The 23334-nt window shown below is 66.2% G+C and carries 13 protein-coding genes; 7 read left to right on the top strand and 6 right to left on the bottom strand.

Annotated features, from left to right (window positions below; genetic code table 11):
* Positions 1–7: 7 nt before the first annotated feature.
* The 5 genes from AB0F40_RS01190 to AB0F40_RS01170 all read left to right on the top strand — a co-directional run bounded on the left by AB0F40_RS01190 (position 8) and on the right by AB0F40_RS01170 (position 5226).
* A complete protein-coding gene (locus AB0F40_RS01190; protein ID WP_357462852.1) occupies positions 8–1426 on the top strand; it encodes a helix-turn-helix domain-containing protein in 1419 nt (472 codons plus the stop codon).
* Positions 1423–2271 carry a molybdopterin-binding protein gene (locus AB0F40_RS01185; RefSeq protein ID WP_357462849.1) on the top strand — a complete coding sequence of 283 codons (849 nt, stop codon included), beginning with the start codon at positions 1423–1425 and terminating at the stop codon, positions 2269–2271. The genes AB0F40_RS01190 and AB0F40_RS01185 overlap by 4 nt, the downstream gene beginning before the upstream one ends.
* A gap of 159 nt (positions 2272–2430) precedes the next feature.
* Entirely contained in the window at positions 2431–3321 is an 891-nt protein-coding gene (locus AB0F40_RS01180; protein WP_357462846.1) for a phosphotransferase, read from the top strand.
* A 161-nt stretch (positions 3322–3482) separates the two neighbouring features.
* Positions 3483–4253, top strand: a complete 771-nt coding sequence (locus AB0F40_RS01175; protein ID WP_357462844.1) for a sulfotransferase — start codon at positions 3483–3485, stop codon at positions 4251–4253.
* A 331-nt stretch (positions 4254–4584) separates the two neighbouring features.
* Positions 4585–5226, top strand: a complete 642-nt coding sequence (locus AB0F40_RS01170) for a CYTH domain-containing protein (RefSeq protein ID WP_357462841.1) — start codon at positions 4585–4587, stop codon at positions 5224–5226.
* A 268-nt stretch (positions 5227–5494) separates the two neighbouring features.
* On the opposite strand, the gene AB0F40_RS01165 is transcribed toward AB0F40_RS01170, so the two are convergent.
* The 5 genes from AB0F40_RS01165 to AB0F40_RS01145 all read right to left on the bottom strand — a co-directional run bounded on the left by AB0F40_RS01165 (position 5495) and on the right by AB0F40_RS01145 (position 13302).
* Positions 5495–5911, bottom strand: a complete 417-nt coding sequence (locus tag AB0F40_RS01165) for a hypothetical protein (RefSeq protein WP_357462838.1) — start codon at positions 5909–5911, stop codon at positions 5495–5497.
* A gap of 424 nt (positions 5912–6335) precedes the next feature.
* Positions 6336–7574 (bottom strand): restriction endonuclease, encoded by a 1239-nt coding sequence (locus tag AB0F40_RS01160; RefSeq protein WP_357462835.1) that lies wholly within the window; start codon positions 7572–7574, stop codon positions 6336–6338.
* Positions 7575–7620: 46 nt separating this feature from the next.
* Positions 7621–10491: a 3'-5' exonuclease gene (locus AB0F40_RS01155; protein WP_357462832.1), complete on the bottom strand. Its 2871-nt coding sequence runs from the start codon at positions 10489–10491 to the stop codon at positions 7621–7623.
* Between the two features lie 59 nt (positions 10492–10550).
* A complete protein-coding gene (locus tag AB0F40_RS01150; protein WP_357462829.1) occupies positions 10551–11204 on the bottom strand; it encodes a response regulator transcription factor in 654 nt (217 codons plus the stop codon).
* Between the two features lie 205 nt (positions 11205–11409).
* Positions 11410–13302, bottom strand: a complete 1893-nt coding sequence (locus AB0F40_RS01145; RefSeq protein WP_357462826.1) for a DUF262 domain-containing protein — start codon at positions 13300–13302, stop codon at positions 11410–11412.
* A gap of 167 nt (positions 13303–13469) precedes the next feature.
* Between AB0F40_RS01145 and AB0F40_RS01140 the strand changes: the two genes are divergently transcribed.
* Together AB0F40_RS01140 and AB0F40_RS01135 are read left to right on the top strand one after the other, a co-directional pair.
* On the top strand, positions 13470–16484 hold the full coding sequence (locus AB0F40_RS01140) for a hypothetical protein (RefSeq protein WP_357462823.1): 3015 nt from the start codon (positions 13470–13472) through the stop codon (positions 16482–16484).
* Position 16485: 1 nt separating this feature from the next.
* The gene (locus AB0F40_RS01135) at positions 16486–21780 is read left to right on the top strand and encodes a DEAD/DEAH box helicase (RefSeq protein ID WP_357462820.1); all 5295 of its coding nucleotides are present in this window, start codon (positions 16486–16488) and stop codon (positions 21778–21780) included.
* 93 nt (positions 21781–21873) lie between these two features.
* Here AB0F40_RS01135 and AB0F40_RS01130 read toward each other — a convergent pair whose 3' ends face one another.
* Entirely contained in the window at positions 21874–23283 is a 1410-nt protein-coding gene (locus AB0F40_RS01130; protein WP_357462817.1) for a hypothetical protein, read from the bottom strand.
* Between the last annotated feature and the right edge of the window lie 51 nt (positions 23284–23334).

Here is a 23334-nt window from a genome sequence, read left to right as displayed (position 1 = left end):
CGTGCTGATGCCCTCAACCGTCTCGTCGGCAGCCGCTTCGCGGAACGTCCTGACGACGAACCGGGACCGCACTTCCCCCGCACTCACGAGGGCGTGCCAGAACCGGGCGCATGGCGAATCTCGGACAGTTCGTGTCGCTCCCGTCTCGGAGGCACGGCATACGGAACGATCGCCGTACCCGCACCGAACTGGTGCTGAACTCCGGACTCGGATCGACCCGACAACGCAGGCAGGGGGAACGGTGGGCGATACCGTCCAACGGTGGACAGGCCACGAGGCACGGCTGCTCCGAACAGCGATGCGTCTGACGCAACGGCAGTTCGCCGAGCTGCTGGACGTCAGCGAGCGCGGCATCGCCAAATGGGAGCGCGGCGGGCGCGAGTACGAGCAACGGTCGCTGACCCAAGGGCTGCTCGACACGGCGCTGGCGCGGGCAGACGACGATGCCCGAACCCGCTTCGTCACAGCGCTCGGGACCGAGCGCCCGGTGGAAGGTACGGCGCTGGAGCCGCCGGGTGGTCTCCAGGTGGAGTCGCACAAGTTCCTGCCCGTGTTCCTCGGAGCCGAGCGAGTTGCTCGCCTCGTCGACCTGGTCGGCGCGCCGGCGACGGACTCATGGCTGGACCTGTCGGTCGCCCCGGTCTGGCACGAGGACGCCGATGCGTGCTCGCTCTACCTATCGGCATGCGGTGTCGCCCTGGTCCACCTCGTCCAGACGCCCGAGGTCTCTTCCCTTGGCGAGCTGGCGCACTGGAGGCACCGCTCGCACCGCAACGACCCCGACTGGGTCGCGGGGACCCTCGCGGAGCTCCTCGGCGAGGCCGACCTGGCCAGCCTGCGCCCGGGCTACGTCTTCTCCGGCTACTGGCTGCACCAGCTCCCCTGGGAGGAGCGGCACCGGGACACCGGCGTTCGGCTCACCGCACATCTCTCGATGATGCTCGACCGGACGGGAACCGAGATCCGACCCGTGAGTCCCGAGGTCGAGCACGACATGTTGGCATCCGGGTTCGAACGCCAAGGCGCGATCTCGATCGGCTTGGCGGGCATCGCGACGGGATGCTCGTCCTGGTCGGGAGTGGCTTACCACCCCCTGGACCCCGCCCGGAGCCTGACCGTCGGAAGCTTCGTAGAGCTCGAGGTCTCCCTACAGACCATGTGGTGCTACGCCCGCCACATCCAGGAAGCCACCGAGGAGGGTCGTGACCCCGGCGTCACCGACGCCTACGGGTGGCGCTTCCTCCGAGCCGCGCGGACCCGCATGACCACGGCTCGCGCCAACGAGTGGGTCCAGGTCCGGATGCTGCGCGAGGCGATCGTCACCACCAGCGGCCTCGACACACTCCTGCTCGGCGCGCAGAACGCGTTGCGCGAGGACACCGACCAGCCCTCCACCTACCTTCTCGTCAGGAGAGATGACACGTGAACGTCGCCCTGCTTATCGTCGGCAACGAGATTCTCGACGGCTCCACCACCGATACCAACAGCGGTTGGGTCGCCCGTCAGATCCAGGGCCGCGGTTCCCAGGTCGTGCGCACCGCCGTTGTTCCCGACGACCGTGCGGAGATCGCCGCCGGTCTCGACTTCCTCCTCGCCGCCCGGCCGCGACTCGTCGTGACGCTCGGCGGTCTCGGGCCCACTCGCGACGACCTGACCGTAGAGGCCGTTGCTGTCCATCTCGGACTGCCGGTCGAGGAGAGCGCGGCCGGCGCTGCGATCGTGGCCGACCGGTACGCGACTCTTGCCACGGAGGGCCGCGTCTCGGACACGACAAGCCCCGCGGCACAGGAAGCCCGCGCGAAGATGGCACGGCTGCCCGTCGGAGCGCACGCCCTGGACAACCAGGTCGGTGCGGCACCCGGCGTCTGGCTCGACCACACGCTGCCCGACGGTGCCGGCCTGTCCGTGCTGAACCTCCCAGGTGTGCCCTCGGAACTGAAGTGGATCGTGACGAACGCCGCGGGCGAGCACCTTCAGCGTGTGCTGGGCACGGGTTGCTTCCGCTCCGTGACGATAGTGACCTCGACGAACGACGAGTCCGAGCTCTCCGCGACCCTGGCCGCATTCGACGCCGCACACGCCGGTCTTGACGTCTATCTCAAGTCCCGCGCCAAGCGCTTCGGACCCGACGTGCGAATGCAGGCGACGATCTCGACGCGCGGCGCCAACCTCGACGACGTCACGGCACGCATCGACGAGGCGATCGACCGCTTCCGCTCGCTGCTCGCTGACTCGTCCATCGAGGTGCTCTCCGTCGTCTACGACGAGTAGGCGTTGTCGCGGGCCGCCACCGCTCCAGACCGTCGGAGTTCAGGACAGGTTCGGTCGCGGTTCGGAGCCAGGACGTCGTGCAACCGACCCCCGGTCCCTACGGTCTTGTGTGAGCGGCGACGAACACGTCGTCGCCCACGCCGATCGAGGGAAACGCTGATGGAACTCGTGCGCCCGTCCGACACCGCGCTGCGCGCTGCCGCCGGCCTCAGCGTCCATCAACGGGGACTGCTCGACGAGTGGCTGCCCGGAGCCGTCATCACGCATGACCGCAGCGAGGGCCTGAAGGCCTCGGTCGTCTACGAAGTCGCGACAGATGAAGACGCCTTCGTGGTCAAGGCCGGGAAGGACGCCGACCGCAGCGTCCGTCGCGAGATCCGCGCACACCAGGAGTGGACCTCACCGTGGACGGCCGAGGGCCTCGCACCCCGGCTCGAGCATGCCGACGTCAGAGCGAAGCTCCTGGTCACCCGATACCTCGACGGCGACCCGATCCTCGACACAACCCACGAGGACGACCCGGCGATCCACCAGCAGGCCGGCGCAATGCTCCGGGAACTTCACGCTCAGTACGCCTCCGTCGATCCGGACTGGGAGGCCACAGAGAACGCGATGGTCGCCGAGCGGCTCGACCATCCCCACCGGATCGCGCCCGACGTCGTCGACCGCCTCCGCGAGCTCCTGGAAACCTTGGAGACCTCGCCGGTGATGGTCGTCCCGACCCACGGCGACTGGCAGCCGCGCAACTGGATCCTCCGGGAGGGGAGGGTCGCTGGACTCGACTTCGGCCGAGCCATGCTGCGCCCCGCCTGGACCGACTTCTGGTTCCTCCACACCAAGTACTTCAGCCGTGACCGACGTCTCGAAGAAGCCTTCCTCAACGGATACGGCTCCGACCCACGGCAGGAAGCAGGGTGGTTCGGCGCCCGTGTCCGCGAGGCGATCGGCCCGGCGGCCTGGGGATTTCAGATCCAGCATGAGGAGTACGAGCAGCTTGGGCACGACCTGATCGCAGAGGTGCTGCGCGAGAGTCGCGGCCGATTTTCCTGACACGCGAATGTGTCACTTCAGGGGCACTCACCCGGTTGACGAATCGAGGCCAACGACCTGTCACCGATTGAGGCGAGAAGACTTCAGTGATTTAACAGGTTGGCTGGCGGTAGAACTGCCCATTCCTGCAATTGCCCGTAGGTCTGTCCAAGAGGAGCGCAATGCGGCCGTCTACACCGATCTTTGTCCTAGGAAGCCCGCGATCTGGTACCTCGATGATGGGTGCCGTGCTCGGGAGCTCACCTGAGGTTCACCATCTTGACGAACTGGCTGGCTTCTACCTGGTGTGGAGGGACTTGCGTTGGGGCCGCGCGCTCGCGTCACACAAGAGGGACTACCAACTTTTCCTTGCCCATGCTACTGGCAACTACTATAGAACGGCACACGACGCCCCTTTCAGTTGTGATTCTTCCCCGTTAAATCTTCTTGTCGTTGAGGAGATTCGGGAGGCCCTCCCGGAGGCGCAGTTCATCTTGTGTTTTCGAGATGTGTCCGGAGTGTCAGCGAGTTTGAAGAGATCGTATGACCAAGGTTTCGAATGGGCTGGTAGCGACATTTTCGAGCGTGTCGAATTGTGGCTCCGTTTCTATCGAAACATCGCCCGGCTGCCAGCCAGGAGCACGCGTGTGTTCCGCTACGACGAATTTGCATCTGATCCACGGAGCCGTTGGGCAGCTCTGGCGTCTTCGCTCGAGTCCCTCGGGATTCCCTCCGTGGACCCGGCCGTTCTCTCTGTCTCGCACGCCACCGGTGCAACACCGCGGCCAACCTTCGCTGAGCAGGACACCTCCGGGGGCGTGATGCTCAGTTCAGGACCGAGTGCCTCCGAGCCATTGCTGGATCTGCGAGGGGATCAGGAGAAGGCGGTCTCGGAAGTCCTCACCATGCTGACAGCGCTTGAAGCAGGCGGTGCGACGAACCTGTCCGGTTAGTTGTGATGTCCCGGCGAAGGTTACCGAGATCGTGACGGCACCGGTGAGAACCGCGTTTTGCGGGAGGTGAAGTTCGAGCGGATGAACGGTGCGCAAATTCATCAACTGCTCTGACTGTGAGGAAGGGTTCGATGGCGTGCGGCTTTACTACGATCGGGACGGTCAGTACCAGGTGGGTGTCTGCATTCAGCGCATGGACTTGTGCCAGCCCATCGACCAGTTCCTCGCCAGCCCCTACTGACCGAGATCCTCGCCCTGCGCGAAGCCGAGTACCGAGAACTGGCTGCGCGCGCCGCGAGTTGAGACGAAAACCCCGCAGAAAGGACCTGTTGTGCCGATCGAACATGAGGGCAAGATCCTGGACATCGACCCCGCTGACGTCGAACAGAAGATCCTCGACAAGGGCGGCCAGAAGGTGGGCGAGAAGTTCATGCGCCGGTACGTCTACGACATCGTGCCCGGCGACATGTCCAAGTGGGTCCGGCTGCGCGACACCGGTCAGGAGACCACGCTCACGGTCAAAGAGATCCGTAGCGACGCCATCGACGGCACCCACGAGGTCGAAGTCGTCGTCGACGACTTCGACGAGACGAACGCGCTGCTCGGGATGCTCGGCTTCACCCCGAAGTCGTACCAGGAGAACAAACGCGTGAGCTTCGTGCTGGATGGTGCCGAGGTCGAGATCGATACCTGGCCGCGGATCCCCACCTATCTCGAGGTCGAAGCCGGGTCGGCCGAGGAAGTGATCCGCGTCGCCCGCCTCCTTGGCTATAGCGCCGAGGAGTTGACGGGAGAGAACACGCTCAAGGTCTACGCCCGGTATGGCATCGACCTGACTGCGATCGCGGACCTCCGCTTCTGGGCTGGAACCTGGCCGTCCAGCGCCCGCTGCGAGGCCGTACCCGGTCAACCAAGCCACGAACGTCTCAGCCTGGGACCGCCGGGCGACGTCGGGCTGTGTCCGCGTGGATGAGGACCCGCAGTCGGTGCACTGCCACCGGGCTCTTCCCTCGCTCGTGCGTCCATTGCGTTTGACCCGTCCGCCGCATACCCGACAACCACGCCGAGATCCAGCACCCTCGCAGCCATGCCCCGGGCATTGCGAACCCCGATTTATGGCAACTGACCAGCGTCAAGACCCCGTCAGCGGACACACATTCTTGCCGCTAACCCGAGGTTCTTGCGTCAGCCCAGCCAATAGATGCCGACGTCGGAGCCGGCGGGCCAGCGCTCATGCGTCTTCACAGAGGCGATGATCGCTGCTTCCCGTGGGTCGCCCGGTCCGCGCCAGATCTCTGGGTGGTTTTGACGGTGCTTCTGATAGGCGGCGTAAGCGAGCGGGTCCGCGGCTTGGATAAGCTGGGAGAGCCGGGAGTCCTGGATGATGATGCTCCGACTCTCACGCGGGAGAGCTCGGTGAACTCGGCGGTAGGGGCCGGCGTTATGCACTGCGGTGGTCCACAGCTCCGCCTGTTGCTCGGGAGTCGGTTCATGGCCGGGGTCCGCGAGACGTTGCTGCCCGTCGTCGTCGTATCCCGCTCAGCCGCCCAATCCTTGAGCCAGCCGGTGAACATGGCGTTCACCTCGGGCATTCGGGTGTTGGAGGATCCGAGCGTGACGATCTCGAAGTGCTCGAACCGCGCGAGCGTCGTGAGCATGACCCGACCGGCGGGAGCTCGCGGCCCTTCAGGGTCCCTGTAGAGCCTGTCGGCGTGCAGCTCTTTGTTCTTCTTCGCGATCCGGAACTGCGTGTGGATGTCCCGTCGGCCAGCGAGCCACGCCTCCAGCAGGCCAGACCATTACCGGTCCTCGATGATGAGCGCGGTGAGCGTCACTCCGAATTTATCGCCGGAGTCGTCGACATGGGCCAACTACACCCGGCGAGTATCCCAGGTAACCTGCCTGAACACGCCCGAGCAGCGTGGTCGCGCGTGACGATGTTGATCCGTAAGGTCAGCGCGGGGCACCGCTACGCACTTCCAGAAGCCTGTCGCTCCTGACGACGGCGACCATGCGACGCCGGACAACGTGACCGGCTACTGCCTGGTGAAGGGGCCAGGTCTGGGGTGACTGAAGCGGCCATCAGGCGTTCGGCGGGGGCTTTTTTGCGAAGAGATGCTCTTGTAGGGCTGCCTCGACGACGCTGCGCTCGATGGGGTACTCCGTCCTGAGGAATGCCTCCAAGGCTTCGGGTCGCGTAAGGCTGCGGCGCTTCATGGACTCGACGATGTCCCGCCCGGTGATGAAAACGACCGGATGCTGATCTTCGCGTATTTCCGTGTATGCCTGCTGGTTAATGTATGACGTGGTGACGAAGACGCCGAACTCTCGGTGTTTGAGCCGTGAGATGAGGCGGCTGATCATTTTCACGCCGATGCCGGTGTCGAGCGCGTAACATTTGGCTTCAAGCGCGAACTGGAGCCTGACCGGGTCTGCTGCTGGACCCAGCCTGTAGGTACCGAGCGCGTCGCGGCCGCCGTCCCGGCTGGGGCGGGTGACCTCGACTGCCTCGACATTGTTGTCGGACCTTGCCCAGACACTTGCTGCGAAGTGCTCGAACTGGATCGGGTCGTGGCTGAAGTGCCGGTAAATGGTACTGAGGATCCACAGGTCGCCAGACGGCGGGAGCTGCTCGTCCTTGGTGCGGATCGCCATGGTCCGAGGCGCTTCGAGGGCGCGATAGGACCGGCTCTTCACCCAGGCGCGCCACTCGGGTGGACAGGCGTCCCCGAGCGGGTCACGGGCGAGGACCTGGCCGATCCATGTACGTGTGACGACTGGTGTGTCCAACACGGTGAAGTGGGCCCGGTAGTTCTGGAACCTCCGGTCCCATGTCGTGCGCCAGACGGCGACGAGTTCCTCGTCACTCTCCAGGCGAGGTGATCCTGGGACGAGAAGCCCGCGGAAGACGACGTCCCTGCGCGACGACTTCTGGAACAGAAGGAGCGGCGGCACTGCTTCGCGCTCGGCGGCGTCGCCGCGTGACCAGTCGAAGATGTCTCGCAGGAAGAGGTTGCCCTTCCTTTGCGTCTCGTGGAGACCGCGACCGGGCTTGCGGTTATCGCCGTAGTACGTGAAGTCGCCGGTGGTCGGGTCAAAGTGGTCGGGCCAGTCGGTCTCCTCGCCCGAGGTATACAGGACGACCAGACGCACATCCTGCTTGTCAACGCTGCCCTGGAACCGGAAACCACCCTGGTTGCCTACCGGCAGGAGCCTCCCGATCGGGTCGTCTCCCACGTTGCCCTTCGACCCGCCCTCGTAAATCCGGTCCAGCACGAGGTCGGCTGTCTCGAGGTCGGCGAAGAACACGCTCTCTGGCATGCTGTAATGCTGGCACATGCGGTGCCGGCGTGACCGGTCCCTGCGGTCAGCGTGCCGCGATCCAGGGGAGCCGGATGTCGACGACGAATTGCGCTCCGATCGGTCCGGCTGCCAGCGAACCGCCGAGATTCGTGGCTCGATCGGTCATGCCCGCGAGGCCGGTGCCCGAGTTCCATAGAGAGGGCAGAGCGCTGGTCGAGAGCGCGTTGCGAACGACGATCGTGACGCCGGTCGTGGGATTTCCGCGCAGGACGATGTCGATCGGGAGGTCAGGTGCGTGTTTCATTGCGTTCGTCAAGGACTCCTGCACCAGCCGGTAGCACGCGCGGGTCAGGGTGAGGTCTGCGGTTTGCCCGTCGGAGATCGACACGCTGCTCGTGATGCGGACGCCCTGGTTCTTGAGGTTCATCAGAAGCTGAGTGAGGTCGTCGAACGAGACGTGGATTACTCCGTCTGCGCCAGATTCGAGCGCTGTGAGGATGTCGCGGAGCTCGTCGCCTGCTCTCTTTGCGGATGACCGGATCATGGCTGCGATCTCACGTAGTTCGGGGTGCTCTGCCGCCAGCGCCTCCAGCATCGACGCCTGCAGCGCGATCTGGATGAGGGAGTGACCCATTCCGTCGTGCATCTCACGGGCAACCGCCTCGCGTGTCGACATGGCGATGGCGACGACCTCGGCAGGGGCGGACTCGGGCGTCCTGGCGGGACGATGCTCGGGCAGCAGCTCGCTTCTTGCGCCGTGCCAGACGAGAGCGACGCGGTCGCGGGCGCGCGTAGTAGCAACGTAGAGGAGGGAGCGTTCGCGCTGTAGTACGTCTGGCCGGTCTCCTTCGGGCAGGTGATCGAACGACTTTGCTGCACTGGTCGTCGCTCCGAAGACGATCACGTTGCGAAATTCCATGCCCTTGGACCGGTGCATCGTAAGGACACAGATCCGGCCCGCTCCTGGGGTGGTGTCCGCGCCGTAGTACTGGTTGGGAATGTCCTGCCGTGCGAGGGCGCGGGACAGGGCGGTCCCATCGTTGCCAGTGCGAACCAGGACAGCGATTGTTTCCGCAGGGGTGCCGTCGGCCAGCCACTCCTGCAGCGTGCGGGCCGCGGTCTCGTAGGCGGCCTCGAGCGACCCACACCCGATGGTCGCTGGCGGAGGACCGGAGCGTGCGGAACGGATGCCGGTCCCATCGATGACCGAGTCCTCCAGGTCAACGATTTCGTGGCCGGCGAGGATGCTCACGGCGTAGTCGAGGTTCTGCGCCGTGGTCCGGTAGTTCAGCAACAGCCGTCGGGACCTGCCGGTCACCTGAAGGCCGTGCCGTGACAGGACGGTCCGGGGTGCGTAGATCCGCTGCTGGGAGTCCTCGGCGAGGAAGACATCGTCAGGCCCGGACGCGACGAGCGCCCGGACCAGGACCAGACGCGCCGGATTGAGGTCCTGCGCCTCGTCGACGAGGACGTGATCCGTCACGCGCCGGCCACGGGTTCCGAAGGCCGTGTCGAGCGCCATTGCTGCGACCATGGCTTTCTCGTCGTAGTCCAACGTGCCGAGTGCTGAGGCAGCGGACCGGTATGCCTCGATCACGTCCCACACCCCGTTGCGTTGTGCCCGTGCCAGGGCGACGCCTCTGCCGTGACGTCGGACGTGCAGGTACGCCTCCCGAGTTGTGATCCTCGCGGGGATGACCACGGCTCCGTACTCGGCCGTGAAGAACTCGGCGGTGCGCAGGGAAGCAGGCAGATCATGGCCGGCGTCGCCGAGAGCGGCTTCCCAGACGGAGTCTGGGGTTGGTCGTGCGACGTCGGAACGTGGTCGTCCTAGAAGTTCGGCGACAGCGCGCTGGAGATCCAGCTCACGGTCGGACGCCCGGATGATGACCGACCGGGCGATAGAGTCGACTGTCCCGACGTAGACCCCTGGGTCCCCGGGCTGCCGCGCGAGTCGGACAGTCTTGTCCAGTAGAAGCAGGTTCGATTTCAGCAAGTTGGCGAGCGTCCGGTTGAACGTGCACAGCACGATACGGGCGTCGGGGTTTTTCCTGTGCATTGCGCGTGCACGGTGCACCAGGACGACCGTCTTGCCGGTCCCTGCGCCGCCGGACAGCCTGAATGCGCCCCGAGTGCGAGCGCTGACGTGCTCCTTCTGCTCGGGGTGCAGGAATGTCCGCCAGCGGGCGAAGTTCTCGTCCTCGATCGCGGCACGCAACTCCTCGTCGTCCTGGAGGTACGTGAACTGCATGCGGGCGACGGGATGATCGAGGGCGCCGATGAGGTCGTCGTCGGTGTCGTGCTCGGTTCCCCCCGTAACGGGTTCGACCTTGAGGGACGTTCGAACCTGCTCGACGGTTTGTCCTGTGCCCAGCAGCAGCAGCGCCTCCGACTGGAAGCCGGATACCGCCACGGCGACGTTGAGCAGGCCATCCTGATTGGCGGCGTGGAGTGCGTCGTGGGCGACCTGGGCAGACAGGCCCAGGTCGACAAGATCCTCGAACGTGACACCGTGTTGCTGCAGGATCGGCGAGATTGTTGGCGAGTCGTCCTCTCGGACGGGCCTTGTCAACGGCTCTGTGGTGCGCTTGGGGACACCGCCGAAGTCGACGCGTATTACCTCGGCAGCGCTGGTGCGGGGATTGCGTTGGAAGACGACGCTGCGGGCGTAGGCGATCGCGTCGTCGTGCGGGAAGGTGCCCAGATAGACGTAGTGAGGCTCCTCGTGCGAGCCTGTCAACTTGATCAGAACGGCGCGCCAGAACTGGTTGACTCGGCCGGTCCTAGCACGCGGGTCGGCGGCCTGCGCCATCGGCTCGATGTGCAGACCAGGTGTCGTGTCGTCCTTCCGGAGCTTGTCGATGAACGCGTACGCCTGGGACCTGATACTGCCGTCCAGCGGCGGGATGTCGGACGGGATGATCACCTGGGGCACAGGTCGAGAGTAGCCGCCGGTCAGGCGCGAGGCGTTTGCGCTTCCTCGGCACGCGTCTGTCAGGTGTCGAGCCCTGCCAAGGCGGCGAGGACGGCGAGCTGGGCCCGGTCGGTGTAGCCGAGTTTTGCGTTGGCGCGGCCGATGTGAGCCTTGACCGTGTGAGGCGACATGTAGAGCAGGGCGCCGATCTCGGCGTAAGTCCTGCCTGCGACGACAGCGACTACTGCGCGTTCCTTCTCGGTAAGGACCTGGAGTTGCTTGCGGGCTGCCGCCGCACGCTCTGGCGGGACGGCACCGGGGGCTGCCATACGGCGTATGACTGCCGCAGCGGCTCCAGGGCCGAGTGCGCCTCCGCCAGCAGCGACTGCCACCAGATGCCCGGCCCAGGTGTCGGGTGGGTCGTTCTTGGACAGGAAGCCGGCAGCGCCAGCGTCGATGGCCTGCGCAACGCTCACTTCGGAACCATAGGTGGTCAGGACCACACATGGAGGTCCGTCCGGGCGCGCAGATATCTGGCTGATGGCCACAAGCCCGCTGACACGCCGCATCTCGAGGTCGATGAGGACGACATCGGGTCGGTGTCGAGCTACTGCCGCGAGGACCTGGTCGCCATCGTCCGCCTCCCCGACGACATCCAGTCCGTGCGAGGTAAGGATCGTGCGGACTGCGGTCCGCACGAATGCCTCGTCGTCCACGATGAGCACGCTTGTCACAGGTCACACAGTAGGGCGCGGTTACCAGTGGCGGGGAGCGCCGATCGGGTATTGCAACGTACCCGATCCGGTGATGCGGCAGCGCAGGCCGGAGGGCGAGAGTTGGGTCAAACCGACGTCTAGGCCCTGGAAGGTACGATCGATGCAGGCACCACCTCGCCGGCTTGCTGTCTCCCGTCGGGTTCGACGCAACGGATGGTACGGCTTACGGGTGACCGGCCAGATGCCCTCGGGTCCGATCGCTCTCTGTGCTGAGCCACTCGTCGCGGACCTGGACGAGCGCAGCGACCGGCGAATGGCCGAAGGCGGCACGCATGGCGGACTCGGCCGCGGACGTAGAGACGCCCAGCACATCGAGGATTCCGAGTGCCGTCGTGGCGATGTACGACCACTGGAGCGCCGTCTGCGTCTTGACGGGTCGCGTCCAGTCCTCGGTGGACCGCTTTCGCAACTCATGGGCTGTCTCCGCAACCCGAGCGGCCGCGCCCTCCCCAAGGACGCTGACCGCCAGCGAAATTCCCAAGAGCGAGGCGACGAGCGGCAGTTCCTCCCAGCTTGTGCGGGACTTGCCACGGAATTCGGGAGACCAGTTACCACCGGCGTGGGCGGCGACGGCTTGTGCGAAGAGCGCCACGACGTCACGCACCCGGCCCTGGGACCGCAGCGGGTCGTTGCGGTGGGTCACGCGGTCGAGGAACTTGTTGATCTGCTGTGCGGTGGACAACCTGCGGACAGAGCCGGAAGCAGCGGGGTCGGTGAGCAGGAGCGAGGCGATCCACGAGAGGATCTTCGTGCGCTTGAAGCGGTCGCTGGGAATTCCAAGATCATCGAGAGCGCGGCCGACTGCGAAGACCTCTGCAGTGACCGGGGCGAGGAACGGAGCCACTTCGGTCCATTTAGGACTATCACCCGCCATGGACGCCAGCGTCCGCATGATGTCGAGGTCGTGGAAGACCGCGTTGCGGATCTCCTCGGCGTTGAGGTGCTTGCCCTGCTTGTTGTAGAGGTTGAAGACCTCGTGGATCTGCCTCGGTGTGGCCTCGACGTACTCGATGACAGGCACCTTGTAGTCGGAGGTGCCTTCGAACACTTCCTCGACGGACGCCTCGCCACCACCGACGAGAACAATCTCGCCCTTGAGGTCGCCGTAGTAATGGCCCGCCAGCCGGGCGAGCTCTGTCCCGGCCCCGAAGTCCTTGGAGAGCGGGAAGGGGAAGTAGTTCTTGCGCTCGACGGTGGCTGTAAGCGTCTCGCCGGTGGCCTTCCGCCACGCCTTGCGAAAGGCAGGGTAGTCCTCCCGATAGAGCCGTTCGGACAGGACACCAGGGTGTGCGGACTCCATCTCACGGACGGTCTGGATCGCAGCGGGGTGGGCCCCGATGAACCGGAGGATCGACGTCAGCCGCTGCTTGCCGTCGACGACCTCCCAGGGCGCGGTGGCGATGGACTCCGGTCGCAGCACGATGATCGACGGGAGCGGGATGCCGCGGAGGATCGACTCGATCAGGAGCTGAGCATCCTTCGTCGGCCAGACGTCACCGCGCTGGTATGTCGGGTTCAGGTCGAGCTGGCCACGGGTAGCCCGTCCGACGAACGTCAAGATCGGCCAGGTGTCCGCCTTAGCGCGGATGGGTTCGCTCGACCGGTCCTCGGCCGCGTCGTCCCATGCCTCGACCCATCGTTCGGTGGCCGCGCGGAGGTTGTGCTCCTCCAGGTCCGCGCCGAACGCGTCGCGCAGAGCGACGGCGCGGTCCAACCGGTCGGCGAGCGGCTCGAGGCCGGCCGTTGTGAGCGTGATGCCGTTGGTCTCGACCTTCCCCGCGAGACCGTCCTTGGCGAGGGTCGCGAACAGGTCGCGAAGGACCGCCGTCGTGCTCAGGAACGGTTCGATCCGCTGCTCGAGGCGCAGCCAGTCTTGGACCCGCTCGAGGTAGTCAATCCAGCTGTCGCTGTCGAAGTCGATGTTAGCCGCATTGAACGGTTCGACTTCGGCGACGCCTTCCGGTCGTTGCGTGGTCGCCGCGAGCGACGCGAGCGACGTAGCGATGAACAGGCGGAGGGGCGCTCGGGCGTCGTCATGTTCTGTCGCGTCATACATCGTTTCGGTAGCCCGCTTTTCTCAGGAGTTGTCGGTCAGATACAGGCTAGGCGACTGCGTTGCGCTGGAAAGAACTACTAGCGGGCGAAATTCGATGCCTAGGACAAGCTCGGACGATTCTCTCTCGCATAATGGCTAAAATCTTGCAACGAAGGAGTTAGGCGACGATGGCAACCAACAGAGCCGCGTGGCAGGAGTACGACCGGTGGAACGCGGTGGTCGCTGACGTCCTGTTCCCGGAGCTCGACCGGCCGGCGCCCGTGTACCTGGACGTCGAGGACCACGAGATCGAGGAGATCGGTGCACGAGTCGGGGTCAATGCAGACGTCGTCGTCGAACGTCTCGGGGAGGTCGTGGGGAGCACGATCGACCGCAACTCGGTGACGGGTGGGTTCAAGGACCACATCGAGCGGGTCCGGCACTGGCAGAACGGGCCGCAGGAGGCCGTGTATCCGGCGGTCGCGGCTCTTGCCACCTTCTCGCTCGCTGCCGAGCAGATGGCCAGCGGTGACGGTCTCTCGTCGAGCAACTACTATGGACGGCTCGCGAACCTCCTGGGCGGTTCGAAGGGCCGACTCCACCAAAGCTACATGAAGGTGGCGGAGCCGCTCTGGGCCGGGCTCAACCTCTGGCTGGACCGGCTCGACGGGCGCCGGGGGACGCCGACAGCCTACGCGCTCGGGAAGCGGTTCGTCGGCCTGCCGATGTCCCAGGCACTCGTACGAGAGGCAGACCGTCGTCGGCTCGAGCAGTTCTTCGTCGACTTTGACCTCGCTCCTCGCTCCGACATACCCGCGGCCGAGATCGAACCGCTTCTGACGTCGTGGTTCAGGCGCGAGCACCAGACCTCCCACCTCGGGAAACTGTGGGCGAAGGCGAGCCTTCGGGAACGTTTCGCCGAGGTCGCGGCCGTCGAACTTCGGTCGTGGGACGGCATTGATACGTCCGACGAAAGTGATGGGGGGCAGAGCCGGGCGGGTCGTGCGCTGCTTGCCCTCCGGATGCGGAACTTTCCGAAGCAGCATGTGCAACTGTTCCCGTTCTTCCTGGTGAAGGAGCCGAGCACGGCTCGCAGCGCTAAACTCGCGGTGGATTCGGGTGACGTTGCTGTCGACCTTGTCCCGGCTGTTGAGGTGGACCGGGCCATGGTGCTCGGCGACGGGGGCGCCGTCGACCCGGCGAGCCTGCTCGGGGGTGTTCTGACCGTCCGGGACTCGGCCGGCGGAGAGATCTCCCGGATGCCGCGCGGCGTCGTCGTCTTCCGCGACGACGACCAGTCGAGCCTGCGGATCGAGACGACACAGGTCCTCATGGGCGATGACATCGTCATCCTGGCGCTGGACCGTTCCACGGACCGTCTCCGGCAGATGCTCGCCGACGTCGCACGGCCAGGCTGGACAGAGGATGTCTCACGCTCGGGTCTGCCTGAGGGATGGACGCTGTTCGAGAACGTCGAGATCCTCGCCCGCCCTGCGAACGAGAGCGGTGTCCACAACGACCTCAGGGCACTGATCCCCTTGACGAGCAGCCAGCTGAAGCTCACCGGCGGGCTGTCGCTCCCGGGAGCCTCGCGAAACCGCTGGCACTCTGCCCGTCCCCCGCACGTCCGGGCCATCTCGGACAGCGGGAGCGAGTTCACCGTCCGGCTCCTGGACCTGGGCGGCGACCTGTCAGCCGACGACGTCGTAGTCGACGAGTGGACGGACGACGGGAGCGGGTCCGTCCTCGTCGACTCGGCCGAACTGCAGCTCGACGACGGCCACTACGCCGTCGAGATGGTCGTCGGTTCCGCCGTCACGGCCCGGCGGGAGTTCTCGCTCCACTCGTCCGAGACACGCGACGAGGTCCAGTGGTCGCGCATCGATCCGATCGTCCACGACCTCGGCGACCCGCTCGCAGTCCTCGGTGCGGGTCGCCCCGGTGAGGGGGCCAGCCTCGTCCAGGGTGTTCTCGTCGAGACAGCGGAGATTGAGGGGCCCGTCCCCGCGGCCACCCCGCCCTCGGCCGTTTGGTGGAAGCCGCGCAACGACCAGGCGCGGCCGAAGGGGTTCAACCTTCGAGCGCCCGAAGTCGGGACGTGCTTCTACACCGGTGCGCACCGCTTCGACCTTCCTGACGCGAGGCGTGACAACGACCCGAGGCGGTACGTGTCCGCGTGCACACAGTGCGGCATGAAGAAGACGTTCTCCGGGAGCTACTACCGCAACGCCACCCAGTACGCGAGACGGCATGAGGCAACCGAGCCGACGCCTCGGATCGACGTGCGATCGCTCCCGCCGATCCCGGCCGGCGATGCGGACCAAGGCATCAGTTGGGACGTCGCGCTCGACGCGCTGCGATATCTGGGAGGCGGCCCGATGAGCGCTCTGGAGAGGGTCGTCCGGCAGATCGAACCGAGCAGCCTCTTCCTCACGGAGTTCGTCGCCACGCTGGAGGCCCTCGGTCACCTGGAGGTCAGGCGGTCCGCGGACCGCCTCGTCCCCGAGGCTTGGGAGATCGCGCCGACCGCCATAGTCGACACCAGGGCGGACCGAGTCTTAGCCGGCTACTGGCCGCCCGACCTCGTCGCAGACCTGGAGGAGCACTGCGAGCAGCAGCGACGAACCGTCAGCACTGCTCGCCCCGGCGGCCTGCTCACGCGGACCTCGACAGACGCGTCCGCAGACGAACTGGCCGACTGGTGCCAGGAGGATGTCCTGCTCGCCAGGTCGGCAGGGTACGACCTGGCCGCACAACTCCCCGTGCTCAGCGCCGTCATCACCGCATTGCCACGAGTCCCAGTGACGTCGCACGGAGAGGTCCAGGTGTTCGATCCGCCGAGCGCGCGGTGGGTGTCCGCGTTCGGTGTGGACACGGTCGGGGCCTATCGCGCTGGCCGGTTCGCCTCCACCTACTACATCCGAACGGAGAACGACGTCGCTGCCGGGACCATCGCCGTCGCGACTGCCTACCTCGCCAAGCACTGGGCCGCGGTCACGTTGACGGGGAAGCCCTTGATCGCCTACTCCGAGAAGCACTCAGCCTTGGTCGTGCCACTCGGGGCGCTGCTCCCCGGCATGTACCAGCGCGCCGTCGTCCTCGACTCCGGGATCGCCCCAGAGGTCGTCCGCCGCCAGAACCACGCATACCGAGACGTCTCAGCGGCCGTCGCCGGTCGGATCACCTATCTCCTGGAGAACTGACATGAGCTCCCCTAACCCCATCGACCTCGGCCGCTCGATCAACGAGACCGTGCTGCGCTACATCGACACCGCCTTCTACGTGCGAGACGAGGGCCTGCGTCGAGAGCGCCGGCGCCTCCTCACCGAGGACGTCAGGTTATTGCCCTACCCGCTCCTGGAACCGGTGCTTCCCTACGACGGCGTCGTCGACGCGTTCGAAGCCTGCCGTGATGCGGGCCTGACCGAAGAGGAGGCCGAGTGGCTTGTGCACGGCCTCTTCGGGACGGAGGCCGGCACAGAGGTGCGGCTGCGCCAGCACCAGGCGGACGCCCTCCGCGTTGCCACGTCGAAGAGCGGACCCGGAAACCCGGTCATCACGTCGGGCACCGGCTCGGGCAAGACCGAGTCGTTCTTGCTTCCGGTCCTCGCCAGGCTCCTCATGGAGTCTCGAACATGGGCAAAGGACCGCCAGACCGGCAACGCCTGGTGGGATGGCGCAGGTCGGTGGTCGCCGGTCCGCAAGGATGAGACCCGACCGTCCGCAGTCCGCGCCATGGTCCTGTACCCGACGAACGCCCTGGTCGAGGACCAGATGTCACGCCTGCGCCGCACCGCCCGCCGGATCCACGACAACGGCGGACCTGCGCTCTGGTTCGGCCGCTACACCTCCGGGGCACCGGGCGGCACGTCCGTGCCCTCGACCACGAAGAAGGGGGCCCGCGTCGCGGAGCTCGGAAAGGACCTGCAGCGGCTCGTCGACGAGTACGAGGCGCTCGCGGACCAGCCCGAGGTCCAGGACTACCTCGCCGACCCCCGCCGCGTCGAACTCGTCACCCGTTGGGACATGATCGCTGACGCGCCCGACGTGCTCGTGACGAACTACTCCATGCTCAACGTCATGCTCATGCGCCCGCTCGAGGCGCCGATCTTTGAGCAGACCCGGCAGTGGCTCGCATCCGACCCGGCGAACGTCTTCACGCTCGTCGTCGACGAGCTCCACCTCTACCGGGGAACCCAGGGTTCGGAGGTCGCCCTAATTCTCCGCAACCTGCTGCTCAGGCTCGGACTCGACCCTGAGTCATCGCAGGTACGCGTCATCGCGACGAGCGCATCGCTGGACGACGATCAAGGGCAGTACCTGGAGCGTTTCTTCGGTCTCCCGCAGCACACCTTCCAGCAGATCGCCGGTGAGCCCCGTTCCGTCGCGATGGACCTCCCGACCACGACGGCGAGTGCTCACAAACTCGACCCCGACTCGCTGGCGACGCTTCTTGCCGAAGCGTGTCGTGACGCGGAAGGTGCTGTCCGAGCGACCGCGGTGCAGACGATCGCGACCCGGGCACTCGGGCCTGATGCCACGATCGAGGACCTGGAGCCGCTGGTCCACAAGCTGGCGGAGACGGCGGACGGATCCGGAGCGATCCCTTTCCGGGCTCACTTCTTCCTGCGCACCATGAGGGGCATGTGGGCGTGCTCGAACCCGGGATGCAGTGAGATCCGGCATGACGAAGCCCGTGAGACGCCCGGGATCGGACGGCTGTTCGCTCGCCCCGTGCACCAATGCGACTGCGGCGGCCGTGTTCTCGAGCTCATCTACTGCGGCAAGTGCGGCGACGCCAGCCTCGGCGGTCACATCGTGGCGGACCTCGGGAAGGACGAGCACTTTCTCGGGATCGACGCGGCCGGCGCCGGGCTCGAGCGCCCCCGCATGGTCTTCGAGCGGCGGGTGGACGAGTACGTCTGGTACTCACCAGCGCCGGCTGGACGCGGCACACGATGGAACCACACGGGAAGGGAAAAGCCCGTCACGTACACGTTCGTCGCTGCGACGCTCAACCCGGAGAGCGGATACATCACGCCGGACCCGTCGGGCGCCGGGACCATGGTCCAGGTCCATTCCGCAGACAAGGACTGGCAGCCGCCAGCTCTTCCATCGCAGTGCCCGCGATGCACCCACACCCGGCGCCAGACCGAGTTCCGTGCTGGGCGCGTGAGCTCGGCCCTCCGCGGTCACACGCAGGGTGCCACCCAGGCTGCACAGCTTCTCGTCTCGGAGATCTTCCGCAGGCTCGGCGACGACCAGGGCTCCAGCAGGACGATCGTATTCAGCGACTCGCGAGACGAAGCGGCACGCATGACCGTCGGGCTGACGCTCAACCACTACCGCGACCTGGTCCGACAGGAGGTCGGTCAGGCGCTCGAAGCGCCCGTCGAAGACGTCGCATCCATCCTCAGGGGAGGTGTGGCAGGCACGCTGAGCCCCGAGCTCCAGGCCCGGTTCGGGCAGTTGACCCAGAAGCACATCGCGATCCTCCCTGCCTACTTTGCGATCGCTGCTGGCAACGCCAGCCCGGTGCAGGTTGCGGAGGTCGAGGCCTTCGAGACCACGCTCGGAGCTGACCGGTCCCAGGACTGGACGACCGTCGTGCGTCACGTCATGAACCACCTGATCGCGCTGGGTGTGCCGCCAGGTGGCCCGCGTGCCTCGCTCCTTACCCTCCGAGACTCCCAGGACACTCCCTGGTACCGCGCCTTCGAGCCGCCTCAGCCAGGGCTCTGGACGCCGCTCGGTGACGAGCACGCGCGCAATGCGTTCCAGGCGGTCTACTACGAGAAGACGGCCGGCTCGGTCGCAGATGCCCTTGTCGGTGGGTCGCGGAGCGAGCGGGACGCGGAGGACAATTTGCTCGCCTCCCTCTTGCCGCGGCCCTTGAAGGACTCGCCCTCGGACGACTTCGCGATGGTGCTCCGGTCTGCGCTACGGATCTACGTCGGCGGCGGACTCTGGGCACCTCAGGACAACGACGGCCGGATCCAAGTGACGATGCCCGAGGACGTCAAGGACTTCGTCGGCCGCGCGGCCGCGCGGCTCGGACGCCAGGCGGAGGAACTGCTGCGGGAGGTCTCGGACTCTCTGCAGCCGTTGCTCCAGAACGGACTCGTCGACTTCGCCGCCGCCGACGTCCCGATCGTCGTCGTTCCCGCCGGCGACACTGTCTGGGAGTGCCGGAGGTGTGGCCAGCGGCACCTGCACGGATCCGCGGGAACCTGTGTACGCAGGGGATGCGAGGGTGATTTGGCGAAGCGTCCGCGCCCCGACCTCGTTGAGGACGACTACTACGTCTGGCTGACCAGGCAGACGCCGCAGCGTCTGGCGGCTGCTGAGTTGACGGGCCAGACCCGGCCGCCGGAGGAGCAACGCCGGCGCCAGCGGGTTTTCCGGGGCGCGCTCAAGCAGAGCCCGCATGAGAACCCGTTGACGACGCCACTGGATGTCCTCTCGGTGACCACGACCATGGAGGTAGGAGTCGACATTGGGTCGCTACGGTCGACCGTAATGGGCAACATGCCGCCCAAGCGATTCAACTACCAACAGCGTGTCGGGCGCGCGGGCCGCAAGGGACAGGCGTTCTCGTTCGCGGCGACCCTCTGCCGAGACCGCTCGCACGACGACTTCTACTTCGCCAACCCGGGCCGGATCACGGGCGACAAGCCGCCGCAGCCCTTCCTCGACACGAACCGCGTCAAGATCCTCCAGCGCGTCGTGGCCGCGGAGCTGCTGAGGCGGGCCTACCTGACCGTGCCGGAGCGACCGACAACTATTAGGGAGAGCGTCCATGGCCAGTTCGGTCACGTTGCATCTTGGCTGACTGGTGATGAGGGTGTGCCGCCGATGCGGGATGTCGTCGAGAAGTGGCTCCTATCTGCCCCGGAGGTCGACGAGGTCGTCGAGCGGCTCGGAGCGTTCACCGGGCTCGCCCGTCATCAGCTCGAGGACGTCGCTCAATGGGCCCGCGGTGACCTGGCGAACGAGATCGACAAGGTCGTCGCTTCGCCCGTGTACACGCAGGCAGCTCTCAGTGAGCGACTCGCAAACGCGGGTGTGCTCCCCATGTTCGGCTTCCCGACCCGTACGCGGTCCCTCTTTCGCACGGCCCCCGACGGTTCGCTGACTGACGACGAGATCAGCGATCGGCCTCTGAACCAGGCGATCTCACTCTTCGCGCCAGGCGCCGAGGTGGTAAACGACGGGTGGGTCTACAAGGTTGACGGATTCGCCGACGTGTATCGCGAGCGGACAGGGGCAATCAAGTCGAAGAACCCTCTCGAGTCATCGTTCGCGCTCGCGCGGTGCCGAGCCTGCGGCTCCTCGACGATCGCGGGGGCTCCGGGTTCGTTCGCCGCCTCGCGCGCAGAACTGCCATCGCTGTGCGCTGTGTGCAACGGCCCGCTCCAACCGATGACCGTCTACCAGCCGTCCGGCTTCCGCACGGACCGGATCAGGAACGACGGCGACTTTGGCGACAGCCGGGCGGCGACCGCGACACGGCCGACACTGGAGTGGACCAACCTTGACCATCTGCAGGCGGACAGGTTCGGCGCGCTCGACATCTGGAAGCTCGATGACGCGAACCTCGTAACCATCAACGACAACCGTAAGGAGCTGTACTCCCTCTACCGGCTTGGCAACAAGTCCGTGATCGTCTCGGACAAGGAGCCGGGCAACCGTTCACTGACGAAGATCGGTACCGGTGCGATCGGTGACGTCCGCCGGACCGACGCGGCGCTCTTTCTGGTGCGTTCCGACACGCTGCCGAGCGCCGTCCTGCCCACCGATCAGGCGGACTGCCCCGCTGGCATCGCCGCCATGTACTCGTTCGCTGAAGCGCTCCGCCGCGGGGCGCAAGCCGAGCTCGACATCGACCCTGACGAGCTCACGGTCGGTCTGCAGCCCCGGCGCGACGAGGACGGCACGCACACCGCGGCCGTGTACGTCGCCGACACCCTGGAGAACGGCGCTGGATACGCGATCGAACTTGCAGGATCGCGGGTCGGCTCGGTGCTCGACCAGATCCACGAGCTCGCACTCGCGCGGTGGTCGAGCCCAGCACACACCGAGTGCGACGGGTCTTGCCCGGACTGCCTCCGGTCCTGGGACAACCGACACTTGCACTCGGTGCTGGACTGGAGGCTCGCGCTCGACGTCGTCGACCTCGCGCTCGGGAACGACCTGACCCTGGACCGTTGGTTTGACCAGGTTCCTCGGTCTGTCGACACGTTCGGCTCGGCCTTCGGAGCCATGGTCGATCCGTACGAGGTCGAGGTTATCGAGGGTGTGCATGTCCTGACACACGCCAATCGCGCAGTCGTCATTGGCCATCCGCTCTGGAGCCGCCGGAACGCACACCACAGTCCGTTCCAGGAGGCAGTGGCCGCCGAGGTTCTCGGCTCCGGGCGGACCCTGGTCTGGACGGACGCGCGAACGCTGCGCAGTCGGCCTGTCCAGGTCGCGAAGGCGCTGAAGAACATGGCGTGAGGACGACGGGGCGGGAGGTTGCAATCGCCCGTCCCGTCGTTGCATCTATTCGTAGACAACTGGTCCTCGGGCCCAAGGGCGTGATGTGAACTGTTACTCCGCGGTGCTCCAGGCGTATGACGCGACCTGCCACTGTCCCGCGAGGTCGGTCTTTCCCTGGAACTTGTCGTTGCGCTTGCGCTTCGCGTCGGCAGCGCCCCAGTCGGGCTGATCCTTCTGCACGAGCCAGCCTCCGGCGATGCCGGCATCGAGCTCAAGTGCGTTCTCGATCCAGATGGCTTGAAGGCTCAAGGGGGCCCAGGTGGCCTTGCGCGGGCGCGAGGTACCCGTGCTCGCGACATATCCGCTGAGCGGCCGCCCGTCGGACTCTGCATACGCCTTGTGCCAGGCGCGGAATTCCCCGAGTGCGTCGAGTCCGGCGAGACCGTCGACGATCAGGAACCCGAGCCCCTGTTCTGCGACGCACTCGTGGACCGCGCGGGCGTCGTTGAGCCACATCGTGCTATTGGCGCGCTTGGCTGGCTGTCCGTCGGGCGGGATGTTCGTGGTCTTGGCGGTGTGCGCCTTCGCGTCCCAGACCCGCGTGGGAGAGGTGTAGTCGAATACCGTGCTACCGAACCGGGCGCGGGGACCGCCGACAGGAGGCGTGGGGTAGGCCTCGTTGAGGAGTTCGCGGACCTTCTCCTCGAAGTAGAAGCCGGCCCACTCCATCTGGCGCCACTGGGTGGAGCCGCTCTCACGCATCCATTCGATGCAGTTACGTGCGTCCCAGTGCTCAGGCAGGCCCTGGCGAAGGACATCGACCAGTGCGGTTCCCTCTTCCCTGGCGGTTGCCCATGCAGACGATGCGACGTTGGCTCGCCGTTCGGCACCGCCAAGAATCAGATTCAGGCCCTCAAGGGTGATGCTGGCGCCGGTCGATCCTGCGCTGGCGATCCACGGCACGCCGAATTCGGCGCACAAGGCGGCTGCAAGCCGGTGCTTGGTCTGCTTCCGGTCGAGAAGGTGGGGCGCGAGACGCTTGGCGAGGTCTTCAAGTGTCCAGATGTGCTCTTTGCCGCCAGGGCCAAGCTTGTCGTGCGGAACGCCAGCGAGGTCGCATATACGGTCAACCGCTTCCTGCTTCCGCCGGGCTGGCTTGAATCCTGGGAGTGCCTTGAGCACCTGGGCTGCGGTCGCAGCCGAGGACACCGTCGTAGCATGCGAGAGCGCAGCGAGGTTCTGGGATGCCGCGCGCAGCACCCGGTTCATACCCTCCAACGAGATCTGAAGGCTTCGGTAGTCGACTTCGGGCCGCCAGTCGGTGCCGAGAGTGGCAGCGATCTGCCCGCCGAGCTCTGCGTTGACCGCTGCGAGGTCCACGTCCAGCCCCAGGCTCTGCGCCAGCGCCACGAGTGATCGTTTCGGTCCCCGAGTCCCGGCGTCCGGGGAGGCGGTCAGAGCGAACATGCGCGCACTCGCCTCAGGGATCGAGGTCGCAGGGTTGAACGTGGCTTCGGTCACCTGCACACCCTGGCACAGGCGCGTCGGGGGTCGGACCGTGGGAGACTTGGC

Origin of the sequence: Promicromonospora sp. NPDC023987 (genome assembly GCF_040639055.1) — a bacterium.
In the GTDB taxonomy this organism is placed as follows: domain Bacteria; phylum Actinomycetota; class Actinomycetes; order Actinomycetales; family Cellulomonadaceae; genus Promicromonospora.
This window is presented reverse-complemented; position numbering and strand designations above follow the sequence as displayed.